Here is an 18346-nt window from a genome sequence, read left to right on the forward strand (position 1 = left end):
TCACCGGTCCGACCGACGCGGCCTCCCGCTACTGTATTCATCATATGTCCGGGAACAACGGCACCGCAGCATCCTGACCAACGCGTCCGGCAATACCTACGCCCATAAAAATAGAGGTGAGCCATCTCATCTCCATACAAAACAATTAGTTATCGTTCACACCGTTACTTTGCCACTGCCGCGCCCCGAATTCGGCGCTCCTCCCCCACTGCCACCACGGCGAGCGTAATCACACTCAGCACCACGGCGGCGTAGAACACAATAAACGTGTCGTTCCAACCGTGCAACAGCTGCCCCATCACGCGCAGCCCGTGCGCCTTTGGATCGGCGATGGCCGCAAAACCAACCTGGGCCATCAGGTCACCAAAGATGTAGGCAAAGGTGCCGGTGAGCCCGTCCGATACGTTTAGCGCATTCTTGGGGACAAAGCTGATCACGGACACCCCAATCAGTAATTGCGGCCCGTATATCAGCATCCCCAGAAAGAACAGCGACATGTTAATCATCGTCGGCGTCGTCCCGTAACGGTACCCGAGCACCACTCCTGCGGTTAACACCAGGCACAGAATGGAAACCACTGCTCGCCGTCCTTTGAGCCAGTCAGAAACCAGCCCCCAAACCACGCTGCCAATAATACCGCCGAGCTGGAAAAGCAGCAACGTATTCGCGCCCTGCGCCACGGTAAAGTGCAACTGCTGTACCGTATACAAAGGCGCCCAGTTAACTATACCAATCCGCACCACGTACACAAACACGTTCGCGATACAGAGTAGCCACACCCACGGGCTCTTAATAACGAAGGTCTTCAGAATATCCCACTTGCTCATCTTTGCCGCTTCCTGATCAGCCGCGGGAACGGGTTCGTCAAAGATAACCTCACTGGTATCCCAACCTAATTCTTGCGGGTCATCAGCACCGAAAAACAAGCCCCAGAAGCCAACAATCAAACCAATTGCAGCCGGAAAGATAAACATACCCCCGACGTTACCGCCAAACAGGTGATTTGCACCCCAAAGTGCGATGATCCCTGCAACGGCTCCACCAAGCTCGTGGGAAATATTCCAAATACCTATGTAGCGCCCACGCGTAGTAGTGGTTGTCCACCTTGAAATCGTGGATAACGATGCAGATCCACCCGGGGACTGAAACAGTCCGTTCAATGACCACAGAACCAAGATCAAGCCCACGGGGGTCTGATTCATTAACAACAATACCCCTACCAAGAGCGTCATTACCGCTGCCAGAACCAGCAGAAACGACATAAACCGTTTCGTGTTTTTCCCATCAACCACGTAGCCAACAGTGTCTTACCAATCCCATAGGCTAAAGAAAAGCCGTACCCGATCCAACCTAATTGGGTGGTGGTTAAACCCTGCTTCACCAATAGCGGTTGCGCTGCCGACAGGTTGTTCCGCACCAAATACATACAGAAATAAACCATAAAGACAACCATAAACGCCTTCAAAAATTCGCGGAGCCAACGGTGCTTTTGCTCCGGAATTGATAACCCCAGTTTGGCCGGACGTTTTAAATCAAAAAAATTGCATGATAACCCTGCTATATAAAATGTGGAAGAATGTCTCTTCGACACCAATAAAGGTTTATATATTTCCTTTCTTGATTGACATTCTGCATCTCACTTAGTCCCGTCATCATCAGTATTCCCTCTTGGATAAACATCCGCACGACATTGACTGACTCTTGAACCATAAGGTATTAGCCATACCCAGAATGATTAATTGACCATTGCATACTGGATTAAATTCTCCACCGCGTTTTGGTCGCGGCGCATACTTGCACCGCATTGATAACACAAATACTGGTCGTGTCCAGTATGATGACGGCGATTACCCTCTAATGCAATCCTGTCCGCGCCAGTTTTGACGAAGCTACACTGCGAACAGCGCTGGGTGCTCGGATAGAACCGATCAACCATGACTAGCTTCACGCCGGACCATGCACACTTATATTGCATAAGTTTCTTAAACTTGCCGAACAGTGAACGGTGCAAGTTTTTGGCTAAGCGTTTGTTCATGTGCATATGCAAGTTATCAAGGTCTTCAATCACAATCACGTCATTGGTTTGTACTAACTGGTGTGTAAACTTGTGCAGTAAATCCATTTGAATTCGGGTCACCTTTTGATAATCTCGCTGCAACTTGGCTCTCGTTGCGCGGTAGTTCTGGGACCGGAAATTTGAAGGGTTTGCCACCCGTTTACGTGCCAGCAACCGCTGATAGTGGGTAATGCGGTCGTACAACCGCAGTAACTTGGCACTCATGGTCGAAACCGATTGGTAGCCCGTAGCGTCGCGATAGTCAAAGCGGGCAATATTGGCATCTACTCCCGTGACTGTATGCCCAGCTTTAACCGCGACACTCTCGTCAACCTCCACAACTAGCGCAACGTAATAGCCATCAGCCTCTTCGACCACGGTCGCTGTTTTTAGCTGACCAGCCCAGCGCACCGGTTCCGCCATCCGGATGTCATACCACGATGTACAACCACGTGGTCGATCTATGCGAAGTTTTTTTTGTTAACCACCCGCGCACGATCAGTTGTGAATGTATTGCGTGACCGTTTCTTGGACTTAAACCGTGGGCGTCCATGGTTGGGCATCTGCGGATTAAAAAAAATTCCGCCACCCCTGAGCCAAATCGTGTACTGCCAGTTGCAAAACCCGGGCTGAGAGTTCGTACTGCCAATCCTGCTTGTTGTTGACCAGCTCATTACGTACTTTACGTTCGTTGGGCCGTAATGACTTATCGTCCATGAACAATGACTCATCGTACATGCCGTTCCATGATTCGAGGGCCAGGTTATAGCAGTAGCGTCGGTAGTCAAACAGTAGTTGGAACGCGCGGCGCATGGTGGCATTGGGGTACAACTTAATCCTGTGTGTTTTAATCATCCTGGCTCACTCCCCCAACATAAACATAGAACACCGCGGCAACTATTCAACACCTTAAATTTTACGCTGGTTTTGAGGTGCTCAACAAGCGTGACTTGATAGTTTCTAATAGGCTTTGCCTATCCCATGCGGTTTGCAATTTGGAGAGTAAGTTATGGCTGTTCAAAAATTGCAACAAATGATTGCATTTAGTCGAAACTACTACATCTGGGTATCAAGATGTCTTCCACTTAATTATTGCGTCTTGATAATATCCCGTTATTACACTTTGTTCCATGATTTAAAGTACAGTTAACTACCTCCTCACATAACGTTATGTTGACATCTTTATACTAGCGCCACAAACCGGTTCGATAACAAGCATCGGCCCAAATGTTTAGTTATTTTTCCATTAATGCACAAAAATACCGCAACCGAATTGACAGTTGCGGTCACCACGATTTCAATTTTTGAATTCTGTACGTCGTTTTACTCCTACGTAACTTCGGGCATGTGGCTACAGCCGTCGACCCAGCACGGGCACATATCGCATTCACGAAAAACTAAAGTATAAAACCGTCCGCTAAATACCATAGTTATGGACGCTTATCAAACTAGAGGGTGCCGGTGAAGCGGTGGTGAGGTGGAGGCGTCGTGCCCGGAGACGTAGTTGCTATAGTAGCGGGAGGCCGCGTCGGTCGGGCCGGTATGCGGAGGCGTGTGGGGTCGGAATGGTAACCACTGCAAGGGAACGCAGGCAGTTTGCGCTTTAGCGCTTGCTGCGTGCTACTCGCAGGAATGGCGAAGCCAGTCCGAGAGCTCCATTGGCTTTAGCCATTAGAACGCGACGAATTTCGAGACTGACCGGTGTTTTTCCGGGCAGGCTTGAAATCGCGGCGGAAACTCGCATGCACTTGGCGAGTTGGAGGTTTCGCCCTAGCAGTGGATTACCGCGGAGCACCCACTAAGCCGTAACTCACCAACCCGGCCTACGCTGCCGGATACCACTACTGTAGCAACCGCGTCCCCGGGAACGACACCGCCAACCCCGCACGACCAGCCACACCACACTTCCAGTTTAAGCAAACGCGCGCCGACCCTGTGCTAACTGGGCTACGGTCGGCCGCACCTGGGCACTGGCCGCTGGCGATAAGCGTAGCGCCAAGCTATCTGGGTGTGACGCCACCCACCGGGCCATCACCGCCGGGTGCACATCAGCCGCCCAGTAGTAACTTCCCACCATTGAATCCGTCACGCCGGGACACGCGCCAACCGCACCGCGAACCAGATAATCGCCGGTTAACAAATCGTCGTCACTAATGGCGGGTTGAGCAAAGTCGCGGTGTAAGTGTGGAACCCCGTGCGCGATATCCAGTACGTCCTGGACAATCGCGGTAGCCGTCGGTGCCGCCCCCGCACCCTGGCCGTAAAATTGTAAATCACCCACCGACTCGCCGTGCAGCGCGACGAGGTTGAAGTTACCCGGGGTGTGGGCAAAGAGGCTGTCATTCACCACCACGGTTGGGGCGACCACCGCCGCCACGTGATCACCGTGGCGCACGCTCGTCCCCATGAGCTTGAGGGTTAAACCTAGACGTTGTAGGTCCCGGATATCACTTTGCCGCACCCCGTTGATCCCCCACGTGGGTAGTGCAAACTGCGGGTCAACGTTGAACGCAACCGCCGTACTAATACGTAACTTGTTTTGCACGTCTATCCCCGCCACGTCAGCCGTAGGGTCGGCCTCCGCGTAACCCAACTGCTGGGCGGACCGCAGCGCCACCTCAAACTCCACACCCTGGCTAGCCATCTGGTCAAGAATGTAGTTGCTCGTTCCGTTTAGAATCCCGGCCAGGCGATCAAGGCTGTCTACCCGGGCGGCTTGCTCCAAGTTGCGTAGCCAGGGAATACCGCCACCCGTACTGGCCTCGTAATAGAAATGCACGTGGTGCGCCGCAGCCACCTGAGTGAATTCCTGCAGGTAGCGAGCAACCACAGCTTTGTTCGCCGTGACGACATGTTTGCCGTGACGCAGGGCGGCCAGAATGTACTGGTGCGCCGGCTCAACACCGCCAAGTGTCTCCACGACCACATCTAGATGGGAATCGTTGATGATTGCTTCGAAGTCGTCGCTCATTTCGGGTTGAGTGCGCGGGTGCGTGGGCCGCACAAAGATGTGGGTGACCTGTAGCTGCTGTACCTGATGCTGCTGCTGGGCAACCAAACGTCCCACGCCGCCACCAACCGTTCCATACCCTAAAATAGCAATTTGCATAAGCGTCAACCCCAATTCTTTGTTTTTGCTTCGTGAACACTTGTATTTGTTTAATGAACAAAGTATCATAATGGGTATTCGAATGCAAGGGCGCACGCAACGATTAATTCAGGGCAACATCCTGAACGGCTACGGCAACCAAGATTCATCCCCTAGCCCGTCACGTTCGCCAACAAACTGTAATGAAATGAGTGATATTTATGCCATACATCAGCACCCGTGGTGACCACAACGCCGTTAACGCCAAGACCGCAATCAAGCGCGGCACCGCACCGGACGGCGGCCTCTACGTGGATCCCAACATCAGCCAGCACCAACTATTCGCGCCCATGATGGCGGCCACTAGCTACCAAGCGATGGCCCGCATCGTGCTGGCGGCACTCCTGCCTGACTATACCGCGGACGAATTGAGTGCGGCCGTTAGTGCAGCGTACAGCAATACCTTTGACGATCCCGCCATCACACCCGTGCGCGACGTTGACGACCTGCACATCTTGGAGCTGTTCCACGGGCCAACCAGTGCCTTCAAGGACATCGGGCTCCAGCTGCTACCACACATCATGGCCCAAGCACTGAATCCCCAGGAGGATGTCCTGGTACTGGCGGCCACCAGTGGTGACACGGGCAAAGCCGCGTTGGCGGGTTTTCAGGATGTGCCCCATACCCGTATCACCACGTTCTACCCTGACGGCGGCGTCAGCCCCATCCAGGAACGGCAGATGCTCACTGCCGGCGGGTTAAATACTACGGTGGCGGCGATCCAAGCAACTTTGATGATGCCCAAACCGCCGTGAAGCAAATTCTGAACGATCGTCAACTGGCCGCCACGCTCCGACAAAGCGATAGTAGCGTCACTGCCGCCAACTCCATCAACGTCGGGCGACTCATTCCGCAGGTAGTCTATTACTTCGCCGCGTACCGGCAACTGGTGGACCGGGACGCTATCCGCGCCGGCGAGCTGATCAACTTCACGGTGCCCACCGGCAACTTTGGTGACGTCCTGGCCGGCTACTACGCCAAAATGATGGGGCTGCCGGTCGCCAAATTCGTGGTCGCCACTAACGCTAACAGCGTCGTCGCCGACTTTCTACAAACTGGGCGGTACGACCGTAACCGGCCATTCCTTAAAACGGTGGCGCCCAGCATGGATATCCAGGTTTCAAGCAACCTTGAGCGACTCCTGTACTACAAGAGTGGCGGCGATACCGACCTGGTCACGCGGCTCATGGCCAACCTAGACCGCGACGGCGCCTACACCGTCAGCCCTGAGCTACTGGCCAGCCTGCAGAACGACTTTGTCGCTGCCAGCGCCGACGATGAAGCCGTCGAGGATGCCATTCGCGACGCCTACCAGCAGCACGGTTACCTGATGGATCCACACACGGCGGCGGGGTACGCCGCACAGCAAAGTCTCGCTGGTAACCTGTCCGGTGTGACGGTGTTGCTCAGCACGGCGAGCCCGTACAAGTTTCCCCGCGCAGTAGCGGCCGCCGTCGCTCCCGAGCTACACGGCGACGACTTTGACCTGATGCGCCAACTCGCCGCTAAAACCGGCGTACCTAACCCCAACAACCTCGGCCACCTCGACCGGCTACCCGCCCGCGTGCCGGTGCGGCTAACACCCGACGCGATGCAGCATTCGTCGAACAACAGGCACTGCAAAACAAACACCAATCCCAGGAGGTCGGTCTATGATTAACGTTAAAGTACCAGCCAGCAGTGCCAACTTGGGCGTCGGCTACGATGTGCTTGGTCTAGCCGTCAATATGTACCTACACGCCAGCTTTGCGACTAGCCCCGACGGTCGTCTCCACATTCACGGTGGTGACGCGCGCTTTCACAACGCCGACAACCTCATTTACCAAGCCTTCCGCTTCGGCGCTCGGCGGCTCCACGCCACGGTGCCACCCCTCACTATCACGACTGACGCGGATATGCCCGCCGCCCGCGGTCTGGGTAGTTCGGCCGCCTGCATCGTGGCCGGACTGGAAGGGGCCAACCAGTTATACCGGGCCCGCTGGTCACGCGACGACCTCCTCGCGATGGCCACGGAGATGGAAGGACACCCCGACAACGTTGCCCCCGCCATCTTTGGCCAGCTGTGTGCCACCATCATGAACGCGGACGGCACCTCGTGCGTTGCCCAGTACGCGCTAAACCCGAACTGGCGCATGGTCGTGCTCATTCCAAACGTCCCCGTCAGCACCAACGCCGCGCGGTCCATCTTGCCGCATACCCTGAGTTACGCGGATGCCAGTTACCAGATGGGCCGGTGCACGTTGATGACGGCAGCTTAGCCGGGGGGATGCGGCCATGTTGGGCCACGCGGCCACCGACAAAATGCAGGAACCCTACCGTGCACGGCTAATTCCCGAGTTTGCGGCGGTGCGGCAATTGGCAACGACGCATAACGCGGTCGCACTTATTTCTGGTTCCGGATCCACCATGCTCGCGATTGCCCACGATGCCGCCGATGCGTACGCCATCGCCGCCGTCGCCCGCCAGCAATGGCCGCAATGGCAGGTCCGTGCCGTCCAGCCAGACGCTGCCGGGGTCACCAGTACGGTGGCGGCTCAAGCGGTAGCGGAATAACGCCAACAAAAAATCGCCCACGACTTTACATGCGAGTGCAAAGTTGTGGGCGATTTCGCGTTTGTTTATCTATTTCGTTACTTCGTTCTCCGCCGCGCCCTTCTCCAGGAAGCCCATCAGGTTGGCTAGCGAGAACTCAACCATGTTCCGCACCGCAGTTTCCGTGTAGTAGGCAATGTGGGGACTCAGCACCACGTTGGGCATCTGCATCATTTCGTCCCAAACGGGGTCGTTGAAGCTACCGTGCTGCTCGAGGTTGAGCAGGTCCTGTTCCTCGTATTCAAAGGTGTCGATACCCGCGCCAGCGACTTTGCCTGAACGCAAGTTATCCAGTAACGCCTGCGTGTCGATGAGGTTCCCCCGCGCAGTGTTCACGATGATGACCCGGTCCTTCATCTTGTCAAACGCCGCCGCGTCGATCATGTGCGTGTTCGATGGCAGACCCGGCACGTGGAGGTCAATGATGTCGGATTCCCGCAGCAAAGTGTCCAGGTCAACGTAGTCAATGTCCGTATTCTTAGCTGGGTACGGGTCGTAACCCAGTACTTTGGCGCCAAAGCCCTCAAAAATCTGGATGGCAGCCCGCCCAATCCGGCCAGTACCAATCACCCCAACCGTACAGTCACCGACGTTACGCCCAATATAGTGCATCGCGCCGTTGTAGTCGTTCTCGCGCAGGTGTTGCTCAACCTGACCCATATTACGGATCAGGTGCATGGTCATCGTCACGGCAAACTCAGCAATGGCTTCTGGCGAGTACGCCGGCACGTTGCTGATGCGCACGCCAGCAGCTTTGGCGCCGGCCATATCAATATTGTCCAAGCAACATTGCGGATGGACAGAAACTTGATGCCTAAATCGGCCATTTTTTTGAAACAAAGCGGCACTGTACGGTACCGTCTGCATGCACGTAATGCCATCATAACCAGCTGCTTGGTCCACGTTATCTTCATTCAGCGTCGCGGTAATCTGCTTCAGCTCAATGCCGGTACGTTCAGACCATTCGGTTAAATACGGTGCCTCATCAGGACGGGTACCAAAAGAAACTATTTTCATTAGAATGTGTGCTCCTCTCATCTTTGCGGCGCTATGTACGCCAAAATTCGCAACATTTACTAATAAGGTGACGCCTGGGATAAACACCCATTAATCCTTATACCTCTATTTTACCGGATTAACCCCCTCGCGGGATAGTAAGAAAGCCTTTAATTTGCTGCCACCACGATATTGCCCGACGCTGCCTGACTTAGGCAGCACCCGGTGGCACGGCACGGCCAACGGGACGGGGTTCGTCGCTACGGCGTGGGCCACAGCGCGGACGGCCGTGGGTTGGCCGATAGCTGCGGCCAACTCAGAATACGTTCGCGTTTGACCGCGAGGAATTTGCCGTAACGCCTGCCAAACACGCTGCTGAAACGGCGTACCGTTTTCCACAAAGTTGTCGGGGGACAACGCCACGTCGTCCACAACCATGGCGGTCACAGCCGTAACCAACTTACGCGGTACGTCATGGTCATCAATCGTTACTCCCACTGGCAATCTGAGGAGCTTGTTCACATCCTGCACGTCCTCACCTGGAAAGCCGATGTACGCGACTTTGTTATCATCCACGACCAGTAACCACTGCCCGTTGGGACCGCTAATTTCCGTACTGCGTAAAGTCATGTTGTTCCCTCCTTATGTGACATATCTCTACGGCGCCATGTCCGCCACCATCTTAATACAGTTAATCGCAGAACACATCCAGGCAAGTATTAAGCCCATTAAATTTAACCTAATTTGGTATCGCTATCAACTCTACGTGGTGGCCGAATATGTTAAACTTAAGGTTCTAAATACATCGGAGGTTTTATGGATATGAAAATTTGCGTCTTAGCGGGCGGTCGCAGTACCGAACGCAACGTATCAATCTCTAGTGGTACGCGCATCACGCAAGCACTGCGCGAAGCCGGCCACCAGGCCACCTTTGTCGACCTATTCTTGGGCTACGACATGAGCGGTGTCCAGGACGTTAACGATGTTTTCGGTGATGCCAACCTAATTGACGGCTTGGCAATCAGCGATGCAGTGTTAACCGACGACGACATCAACGCACTACGGACGGACGGGAGCACGCAGCTCTTTGGTCCCGGCGTCCTCGAAATCGCCCAGGCAGCCGATATCGTCTACCTTGCCCTACACGGTGGCGACGGGGAAAACGGTAAGGTGCAGGCCTACTTGGACCTGAACAACATTCGCTACACGGGTAGTGGAGCCCTCGCGTCTGGGTTGACCATGAACAAGGTCTTCAGCAAGCAAATTATGCTGGAGAGCGGCATCCCAACCGCCAAGTTCAAGGAAGCCCTCCGCAAAGACGGCACGCACCAGCAGATGCCGTTCAACTTCCCCATGATTGTGAAGCCAACTAGCGGTGGTTCAAGCGTGGGGATGACCATCGCCCACGACGCCTCGGAGTTAGAGGCTGGTCTCGCGGAGGCCTTCCGCTTTGACCCGAGCGCCATCGTGGAGGAGTTCATTACCGGCCGAGAATTTTCGCTGGGCGTGGTGAACGGTGTGGCCATGCCCGCCATCGAAATCAAGGTCCACGACGCTGGTACGACTTTGAACACAAGTTCCAACCGGGGCACACCGACTTCGTCACCCCACCGGATGACCTGGACGAAAGCATCCACCAGGAAATGAAGGACGTCGCCCAGGCCACCATGCGCGCCCTAGACCTGCAAAACTACGCGCGGATCGACTTCTTCGTCACACCCGACGACAAAGTCTACGTCATTGAGGCCAACAACTTGCCGGGAATGACGCCACTATCGCTACTACCACAGGAGGCGGAAGCAGCCGGCATCAAGTATTCCGAACTGGTTGATTCCATTGTGCGTGGCAAGATGGATTTGTACGACCAAGGATTAGCAATTTAATTGGTACCACTCGAAAAGCCTCGCGGTTGAACCGCGGGGCTTTTTTTTCGAGGTTACCGGCTACTCACCGGGCGAGTACTGACGCTCATATTGGGCGACCTGCTTTGTACTCAATCAAATCACTTCATGCAGTGACCTTGGCTAACGGACTAACCAGTGATTCCCCATGCAGAAATTCCTGGTTAGGTACTAAGTCGAAACGGTCAGCCAATTGTTGCAGGTTCTCATCGGTAATTTCATTCAGGATTGAACCGCCCTGTGACTGAATGGCGGTGTAGATAGTAGCCGCCTTTTCAACGGTTTCAATCAAACCAAACGCTTCATCAATGGATTCTCCAGCACCAAAGATTCCGTGATGTGGCCAAAGAACCAACCGGAAGCTGTTCATCTTTTCAGCCGTTGCAGCCCCAATTTCATTCGTACCTGGCGTCATATACGGTAATACACCGATACCCTCAGGGAAAACCACAATCGACTCCGCCTGCATCTTCCACAGAATGCGGCTCAGGCCCTTCTCGTCTAACGGCACCGTGAAACTCATTGCCACTAGATTAGTGGGGTGGCAGTGCATAACCACACGCTGCTTGGGATCTTGCTTCAACCGACTAATGTGCGTCATCAAGTGGGCAGGAAATTCACTAGTAGGTTGACCGCCGTCAGAGAATCCCCACATCAGATCAACGCTGCGCCCATCTTCACGGATTCGAACCAGCCCGGTATCGCGTTCAGGAAAGTCGCGCACGTTCTTAAAGTAACGACCCGTACCCGTAACCAGGAAGTAATCCCCGGCCAGTTCGCTGGCGTCAAACTTAATTGGAATGACCCGCTTTACTTCGTGAACATCCCCATAACCGCGGAGTTCATCTTCCGTCAGCCGACAACTGACATTACCACCGTTACGCTCATCCCAGCCATGGTCATACGATAACCAGGTCACCCGCTTCATTTGCGCAACGTACGGAGAATCAACAAACGCCTGTGTATATTCTGGGTTCAAAAACTCTTGCTTTTCATCAGCCATATTTAGTGTCCTTCTTCCATCAATTAATCAATGACCAGAAACTAGTTCCGCTTGAAAAGGACGTCCTTTTCGTACTGGTGAACATTGTTCGTCCAGTCCATCCCTACAGGTACACCCTGTTTTTCACAATACTTGTCCCAAACGGCTCCGAACGGCATGGACTTCAGCTCCTCGGTTTCAGCCAGACGTGTAGTAAAGTCAAAGTCAAGTTCGGCCTGCTTCAACTGTGCAGTTGGTTCTAGCAAGGCCATCAGCAATGCTTTCTGTGTTGCACGTGTGCCGACAACCCAGGCCGCCACACGGTTAATCGTGGCGTCAAAGTAGTCAGTTCCCAGGTGAATCTTATCCTCGTAACCGTCACGGATAATGCTCCGAGCAATGCGAATCAATGCATCATCCATAATAACTACATGATCAGAGTCCCAACGAACCGGACGGGAAACGTGCATGAACATACCCTTACCACCAAACGGGAAGAACGAAGAGAACTTGTCCGAAACATCCTCGGTTGGGTGGAAGTGTCCGGCATCAATGGTCCAATACTTGCCGCGTGTCAGCGCGTAGTTCTCGTAGAATAGGTGTGAACCAGTAGTGTACGATTCGATCCCCGTTCCGAACAGCTTGCCTTCGAACGATTCGGTCGTGTTCTTTTCGTCAAAGCTGTCCTTTTCAATTTCATCCAATGACTTCAGCAGGCGTTCGCGTGGGCTGCGCTTATCAATAGGGTTGTCCTTAAAGCCATCCGGAATCCAGAAATCATTGATACATTGCGAGCCTAGTTGTTCACCAATATAGTTTGAAATCACCCGCGACCGTTTGCCGTTCTCAATCCAGAAATCGCGAATCTTTTTGTCCGGTGAGGCTAGGGTAAAGTTGTTGACCACCTTGGGGTGTGAGAAGAACGTACCGTTGAAGTCCATTCCGATGCCTTCCTGCTTGGCCCAATCAACCCAGTACTTAAAGTCCTCTGGTTCAAGTTCGTCCAAATCCTTCTTCTTACTGGTAACCGCGTGGAAACCGTGAATCTGGACACGCTGCTTACCAGGAATCAGGGACAACGCTTCGTGAAGATCGCCGGTCAGCTCATCAGGAGTCTTAGCCACACCCGGATAGTTACCGGAAACCCCAATGCCACCAGTTAAATCATGCTCTGGGAACAAGAACCCCTTAACGTCGTCCCCCTGCCAGGCATGGATTGAAATAGGGATTTTAGAGAGACGCTGCATTGCCTTTTCTGTATCAACGCCGAGTTCTGCATAACGTTCCTTTGCGACCTCATATGCCTTATCAACTGATTCTGCTTTAACCATTTTAATTGCTTCCCTTCTAATTTTTGTCTTCTAACCCAAGTGAAACACTTCATCCAAGTCAACCGTTACGGGACTATTATCAGGATTGGTGGACATCAACGGTTCCATGTACGCCCACCACTTCTTGCAAACGTCCGTGTTAGCAATCTCGTTGTACTTATCGACATCCGGCACTTCCAAATACGCGAACAGCTCGCCGTTATCCCGGTTGAGAAAAATGGAGTAGTTAGTTGCGCCGTATTTTTTTTAGTGCGGCTTTCATCTCAGGCCATAACTCACTGTGACGCTTTTGATATTCATCATATGAGTCGGCATGTAAAAACATAATTTGCGCAATGCGCTTCATTTTAAACAGCCTCCTTTGCCGTTTTCTGTACACTGTTCAAAAAAAATCACGATACTTGGTTAAAACACCTTCGTACTTTCCTTGTTCCGGAACATAATGCTTCAGCCCAAAGGAACTCTCAATTAATTTGCGTCCAGCAACCACGTTTTCAAGTTCACCACTAGTAATCATCTGTACAATGATGTTACCAATCGCTGTGGCCTCGCTAGGACCCGCAACCACTTCAACTCCAGCAAGAGTACTAGTTAGCTGGTTCATAAGCTCTACGTTGGACCCGCCGCCTACGATGTTTAACGTGTTGATAGGCTTATTTAAAATTCCGCTCAGCTTACGAATCTCGTTAGCGTAGAACAAAGACAAATTGTCATAGATAGCGCGGGTTAACTCACCCGGCGAGGTGGGCACAAACTGATTAGTTTCACGAGCGTAATCCTGAATAGCGCCAATCATGCTTTTAGGATTGGTAAAGCGATCATCATTAACGTCAATAAATGTTTTGAACGGCTCAACCTGCTCAGCCTGACTGGCCAATTCGTTAAAACTGTACTGATCGTTAAGCTCATGGCGAACGCATTGTAAAATCCATAACCCCATGATGTTTTTGAGGAAACGGTAGGTACCATATGCGCCCCACTCGTTAGTGTAGTTTTCGGCAAAGGCGTCTAAGCCGTTCTCCGGGACGTTCAACTCTGCACCCAGTAATGACCAAGTTCCCGAGCTGAGAAACGCCCAATTGTCGCCCTTACCGGGTGCTCCTACAACCGCGCTGGCCGTATCATGAGTGGCAACCGTGATAACTTCCGTTTCGGGCAAATCATACTTTACGTGCCACTTATGGCTCACGCTGCCCAAGACGGTACCAGCGTCAACTAGGTGTGGAAATTGGTTCTCATTAACATTGACAGACTTAGCCAGATCCTTATCGAACAGTCCCTGCCGCAAATTCAACATCTGCGTTGTGGAGGCATTTGTTTCCTCTGTAACTGCATTGCCCGTCAACACGTAGCCAATGTAGTCCGGAATCATCAGGATTTTATCCGTCCGGGCCAAGTTTTCTTTATCCTCTGTATATAGCTGATAGAGGGTATTGAACGCCTGAAACTGAATCCCGGTTTTTTTCATAGATATACTGCTTAGACAATTTGGTCGTCAATGCATTGATAGCCCCCTCAGTCCGCTTGTCACGATAGCTAATGGGATCGTGCAGTTTCTGACCATCATTGCCGACCAAGACGTAATCTACCGCCCAGGTATCAATGCCAAGGTCTACTTGGTTAAAACCCAAGCGTTTAACCTTTTCGAGCCCAGCAAATATTTCGTCAATAATGTGATCAATCTGCCAGTAGTCATGCCCATCAACCTCTTTGAATCCATTCTTAAAGCGGTGTACTTCTTTCAATTCAAGCTGATCATCAACTCTTTTTGCCAACATCAACCGGCCTGATGAAGCTCCAATATCGACAGCAACGTACGCTTTCATATGCTCACCTTCCGTTAAATAAAGAATTATTTAGTTGAACCTGTCTTGGGCAAAACCACATTACCGTTAGGTTCACTATCTAGTCGCTGATTGTCGTGGTGAGCACTATTGGCAGTTTCGCCTTCGACAAAGTCAGGACCGTATTGCTCTAAAGTAATTTCTTCCAGACTCTTGTCCTTGGTTTGCGGCGTCCAAATTGTGCCGATAACTAACGACACTAGCAGTAAACCAATCATGCAAATGCCAGCGACTGTGAACCCTAGCGAATTTAGAACAGTCGGGAATATAATCGACCAGATACCTGCCGAGGCCCGAACAACGAAGAACATGACGCCCTGAGAGCCTGCACGGAACTGGGTCGGGAATAGTTCGGTCGCCCACAATGCGTACCAAGCCTGAGCACCAATCCCTGCGCTTAGGCCCCACAGAATAACGAAGGCCCAGAGGCTCCAGGACTGCTGCATGCCAACAAAAGTCAGAACCACCCATGAAGCAGCAGCCATTGCCGCGCCGGTGAAGAAGAAAATACGGTGGTTAACCTTGTCACCAAACTTAGCAAAGCCGTAGTACGTTGCTAGTGCCGTTAGAATCCAGAGCACTGCCTGCAGAATGTCGGCTGACTTGTTAGAGATTCCACCGGCCGTTTCGTAAACATACGGCATGAAGAAGCCCATCGCTCCGGCAACCAAATTCCAGAACATGTACACCCCAATGAGAAACATCAACCACTTAACAGAGGTATGGTTAGAAAATAGCGTCCGGTATGGGTGTTGCTTGATTCCGCTAGCCTTCGCGCGCGCTTTCTCTTCTTCCCACGCCTTGGATTCACCCAACCCACGCTGTAAATTCCAGCGATGAAAGCCACAACAGTTAGAAAACCAAAGAGAATCCGGTTGCCCATCAGTCCTAGTGGTGAAAGTAAAACGGCTAGCGTGTAAATTACTGCTGGACCCAATGACCAAGCAAACTGGGAAACACCGATGTTTTTTTGCACGAGCATCATCGTTAGATGTTTCGGAAATGTACGTCCAACTTGCTGGAACACCGGCGCCAACTGCTAGACCAGTGACGAGAAATCCAACCAGTAACATGGGAAAATTTATAGCAAACATAACGAGAATAGTACCGACCATGTAAACCAACATGTCATAGGTATAAATAACCTTCCGGCCAAACTTATCTGACAGTGGGCCACCAATCAATGCGCCAAAGGCTGCACCAAAAGCGTTGGCTGATAGTGCACCTAATAATCCAACGGCAAAGCTGTTAAAGCCAAAATGGCTGGTCCAAAGCGTTAACCCGGCGGAACCGGCAACAATACTTCCTGAGTCCAGAAAATTGGTAATTGACACCCGGACTGTGGATTTAAAAGACCCTTCTGCGGCCATATCACAAACCTCCTAATCAATCGTTTTTGTTGTTACTACTTGCTTACAGTTGATATTAAAGCGCTTACAAGATATACTAACAACGACACATGTTCACTACATTAAGGACAAATTCACAGGTGGTGTAATTATGAATCCCGGATTATTAATGCGCTTACAACAACTTTCATCAGTAGAAAAAAAAGCAGCTGAAAAGTCAGTCGTTAAATGACGACATTCCTCCTGCTGCTCTTGATTTGGCCGGCATGTATCGCTTAAACCGCCCCGTCTTCAACGACTATTTTTTTTAACAACCGTGACGTTTTCGTCAGCAAACACAACCGTTTTGCGCCATACCCACTACACAGTCATCATTTCCTCGAAATCAACTACGTGCTATCTGGTGAAATTCATGAAATTGTTAATGGCGACCCGGTTACACTCAAGAAAGATGACTTACTCCTACTGGATGTTGGTAGTTCACATTCAATTGCTGCTCCCGGTAAGGATGACATCATGATGAACATTCTTTTCCGGGACAAGAACATCTCAATCAATTTGCTAAACCAGATTCAAAGCAAGCAGAGCGAACTGTACAACTTCCTAATCAACAGCGTGCTTAAACCCCAGCAAGCGTCTGGTCAGTACCTGCTTTTTCCTAAGGAGCGTGGCAACGACGACGTTAAGTTAACGGTCGATCGACTGATTGAAGAGTATTACAGTCACCGTTCCTTTGCTGACACTATTATTCAGGCTTATCTCAACATCCTCATTGCCAAGCTCGTGCGTAATTATCGTATTCCGTCAGCGCCAACCACGCCTGCACAAAAACTTGCCATCAAGACGCTGCAAGAAATCCACAGTAATTATCAGGATATCAGCTTAGCGGACATAGCCAAAAAAATACTCCTACAACGCCAATTATTTAGGCAATCAATTCCACAAGGAAACGGGCAAAACTTTTAGCCAGGCACTAACATCAGAACGCTTAATCCATGCACGTGAGCTGGTTAGCTCCACACAGTTACCAATTAATGACATCATGCGTGCAGTCGGCATCAGCAATTCCAGTTTCTTTTACCACAAATACAAGGAACAATACGGATGTCTACCCCGTGAAGACCGAGCAAGCAGCTACCATCAGTTGACGTCCATTCTCAGTGACGAGCTTGATTAAAACACCCAGTATCCACTTTGCGCGTACATAAAAAAAACGGACGAAATCCTCATTCGCCCGTTTATCAGTACCACGTTAAAAATATTCCTGAACAAACAAATACAGACCCAAAGCAAAGGCCATTACAATAATGACCCGTCGCATAATCGCTGCTGGTATGTATCTCACCAGTACTGGCCCGACATAACCGCCAATGAAGAGACCGATACCGAGGGGTACTACCATGGCCCAGTATATTTTAGTGGTGAACGCATAGACGACAAAGGCCACGAAATTAGCGAGAAACGACGCAAAGTTCTTGATGGCATTGTTAACGGCGAAAGTGAGGTTGTTCGTCGCCATGAGAATGGCCAGCATGATGACCCCCGCTGAAGCGCCAAAGTACCCCGTATATAATCCCACCAAAAACATGGCGCCAGCCGAGACAATCCTGGCGATTAAGGAACGTCCCTGGCGAACAGTGACCGTCTTTGCACTGCTACGCTCAGAAAACAACATAAGGCAGCCAGCAAACAGAATTAAAAAGGGTACAACCCGTTCAAACGACGATGCCGGGGCCAGTACCAGAATAAAGCTCCCCACCACACCCCCGACTAAGGCGATAATCGTTGTTTTAACGGTTACCGATCTGTGCGTGAGCAACTCTCGCGATGAGGATACCGTCGAGCCAACCCCGGTAAATACCAGCGCCGCCGTGTTGGTGACATTGGCATTGACCGGCGGGACCCCTAAGCTTAACAACACCGGATACGATACAATCGATGCCAAGCCCGCCATTGAACTGGTCAAACCCGCCAGTACTCCCGCGACTAGTAAGTACAAATTAATTAGAAATATATGCATGGACGTCGCCTCCAACGATAGCGTTTTCAACGTCGCTTAGTATACACCTTTGTCCAATTCGTACTTTATCTCACTTTCTAGCCGTCATAACAATAAAATAGCGTATGTTCAAGGAACACGCGTATAA

At 51.6% G+C, this 18346-nt stretch carries 13 protein-coding genes and 5 pseudogenes; 7 read left to right on the forward strand and 11 right to left on the reverse strand.

Features of this window, described 5'->3' with window-relative positions; all coding sequences use genetic code 11:
* Nucleotides 1-164: 164 nt before the first annotated feature.
* The 3 genes and pseudogenes from uhpT to JCM12539_RS00155 form a co-directional block, all read right to left on the reverse strand.
* Nucleotides 165-1262: a hexose-6-phosphate:phosphate antiporter UhpT gene (uhpT, locus tag JCM12539_RS00145; RefSeq protein ID WP_263849712.1), complete on the reverse strand. Its 1098-nt coding sequence runs from the start codon at nucleotides 1260-1262 to the stop codon at nucleotides 165-167.
* Nucleotides 1263-1735: 473 nt separating this feature from the next.
* Nucleotides 1736-2911, reverse strand: a pseudogene (locus JCM12539_RS00150) (RNA-guided endonuclease InsQ/TnpB family protein).
* Nucleotides 2912-3968: 1057 nt separating this feature from the next.
* Complete coding sequence (locus JCM12539_RS00155; RefSeq protein ID WP_054648315.1) at nucleotides 3969-5165, reverse strand: homoserine dehydrogenase; 1197 nt, start codon at nucleotides 5163-5165, stop codon at nucleotides 3969-3971.
* 200 nt (nucleotides 5166-5365) lie between these two features.
* Between JCM12539_RS00155 and JCM12539_RS00160 the strand changes: the two genes are divergently transcribed.
* The 4 genes from JCM12539_RS00160 to JCM12539_RS15655 are packed head-to-tail and all read left to right on the forward strand — an operon-like array spanning nucleotide 5366 to nucleotide 7757.
* The gene (locus JCM12539_RS00160; RefSeq protein WP_054648317.1) at nucleotides 5366-5959 is read left to right on the forward strand and encodes a PALP domain-containing protein; all 594 of its coding nucleotides are present in this window, start codon (nucleotides 5366-5368) and stop codon (nucleotides 5957-5959) included.
* On the forward strand, nucleotides 5956-6864 hold the full coding sequence (locus tag JCM12539_RS00165) for a PALP domain-containing protein (protein WP_054648319.1): 909 nt from the start codon (nucleotides 5956-5958) through the stop codon (nucleotides 6862-6864). The genes JCM12539_RS00160 and JCM12539_RS00165 overlap by 4 nt, the downstream gene beginning before the upstream one ends.
* Nucleotides 6857-7462, forward strand: coding sequence for a homoserine kinase (gene thrB / locus JCM12539_RS00170; protein WP_225350137.1), 606 nt, complete (start codon nucleotides 6857-6859; stop codon nucleotides 7460-7462). The genes JCM12539_RS00165 and thrB overlap by 8 nt, the downstream gene beginning before the upstream one ends.
* A 16-nt stretch (nucleotides 7463-7478) precedes the next feature.
* A complete protein-coding gene (locus tag JCM12539_RS15655; RefSeq protein ID WP_225350138.1) occupies nucleotides 7479-7757 on the forward strand; it encodes a homoserine kinase in 279 nt (92 codons plus the stop codon).
* A gap of 69 nt (nucleotides 7758-7826) precedes the next feature.
* Here JCM12539_RS15655 and JCM12539_RS00175 read toward each other — a convergent pair whose 3' ends face one another.
* Together JCM12539_RS00175 and JCM12539_RS13490 are read right to left on the reverse strand one after the other, a co-directional pair.
* Nucleotides 7827-8813, reverse strand: coding sequence for a D-2-hydroxyacid dehydrogenase (locus JCM12539_RS00175; RefSeq protein WP_225350139.1), 987 nt, complete (start codon nucleotides 8811-8813; stop codon nucleotides 7827-7829).
* 105 nt (nucleotides 8814-8918) lie between these two features.
* Nucleotides 8919-9422, reverse strand: a complete 504-nt coding sequence (locus JCM12539_RS13490; RefSeq protein ID WP_054648321.1) for a methylated-DNA--[protein]-cysteine S-methyltransferase — start codon at nucleotides 9420-9422, stop codon at nucleotides 8919-8921.
* 192 nt (nucleotides 9423-9614) lie between these two features.
* On the opposite strand from JCM12539_RS13490, the pseudogene JCM12539_RS00190 reads away from it, so the two are divergent.
* Nucleotides 9615-10675 (forward strand): annotated as a pseudogene (locus JCM12539_RS00190) (D-alanine--D-alanine ligase family protein).
* A 124-nt stretch (nucleotides 10676-10799) separates the two neighbouring features.
* Here JCM12539_RS00190 and rhaD read toward each other — a convergent pair.
* The 5 genes and pseudogenes from rhaD to JCM12539_RS00215 all read right to left on the reverse strand — a co-directional run bounded on the left by rhaD (nucleotide 10800) and on the right by JCM12539_RS00215 (nucleotide 16220).
* The gene (gene rhaD / locus JCM12539_RS00195; protein ID WP_054648325.1) at nucleotides 10800-11696 is read right to left on the reverse strand and encodes a rhamnulose-1-phosphate aldolase; all 897 of its coding nucleotides are present in this window, start codon (nucleotides 11694-11696) and stop codon (nucleotides 10800-10802) included.
* A gap of 41 nt (nucleotides 11697-11737) precedes the next feature.
* The gene (locus JCM12539_RS00200) at nucleotides 11738-13006 is read right to left on the reverse strand and encodes an L-rhamnose isomerase (RefSeq protein WP_054648327.1); all 1269 of its coding nucleotides are present in this window, start codon (nucleotides 13004-13006) and stop codon (nucleotides 11738-11740) included.
* A 30-nt stretch (nucleotides 13007-13036) separates the two neighbouring features.
* Nucleotides 13037-13352, reverse strand: a pseudogene (gene rhaM / locus JCM12539_RS00205) (L-rhamnose mutarotase).
* 36 nt (nucleotides 13353-13388) lie between these two features.
* A pseudogene (rhaB, locus tag JCM12539_RS00210) lies at nucleotides 13389-14832 on the reverse strand (rhamnulokinase).
* Nucleotides 14833-14858: 26 nt separating this feature from the next.
* Nucleotides 14859-16220, reverse strand: coding sequence for an MFS transporter (locus JCM12539_RS00215; protein ID WP_263849704.1), 1362 nt, complete (start codon nucleotides 16218-16220; stop codon nucleotides 14859-14861).
* Between the two features lie 372 nt (nucleotides 16221-16592).
* Here JCM12539_RS00215 and JCM12539_RS13615 point away from each other — a divergent pair, with 372 nt between their 5' ends.
* Complete coding sequence (locus JCM12539_RS13615; RefSeq protein ID WP_263849705.1) at nucleotides 16593-17165, forward strand: cupin domain-containing protein; 573 nt, start codon at nucleotides 16593-16595, stop codon at nucleotides 17163-17165.
* Nucleotides 17164-17376: pseudogene (locus JCM12539_RS13620) on the forward strand (helix-turn-helix domain-containing protein); the annotation flags it as partial. The gene JCM12539_RS13615 and the pseudogene JCM12539_RS13620, both read left to right, overlap by 2 nt.
* Before the next feature lie 75 nt (nucleotides 17377-17451).
* Here the strand turns inward: JCM12539_RS13620 and JCM12539_RS00225 are convergent.
* Nucleotides 17452-18219, reverse strand: coding sequence for a sulfite exporter TauE/SafE family protein (locus JCM12539_RS00225; protein WP_054648329.1), 768 nt, complete (start codon nucleotides 18217-18219; stop codon nucleotides 17452-17454).
* Between the last annotated feature and the right edge of the window lie 127 nt (nucleotides 18220-18346).

Origin of the sequence: Lacticaseibacillus pantheris DSM 15945 = JCM 12539 = NBRC 106106 (assembly GCF_001311175.1) — a bacterium.
In the GTDB taxonomy this organism is placed as follows: domain Bacteria; phylum Bacillota; class Bacilli; order Lactobacillales; family Lactobacillaceae; genus Lacticaseibacillus; species Lacticaseibacillus pantheris.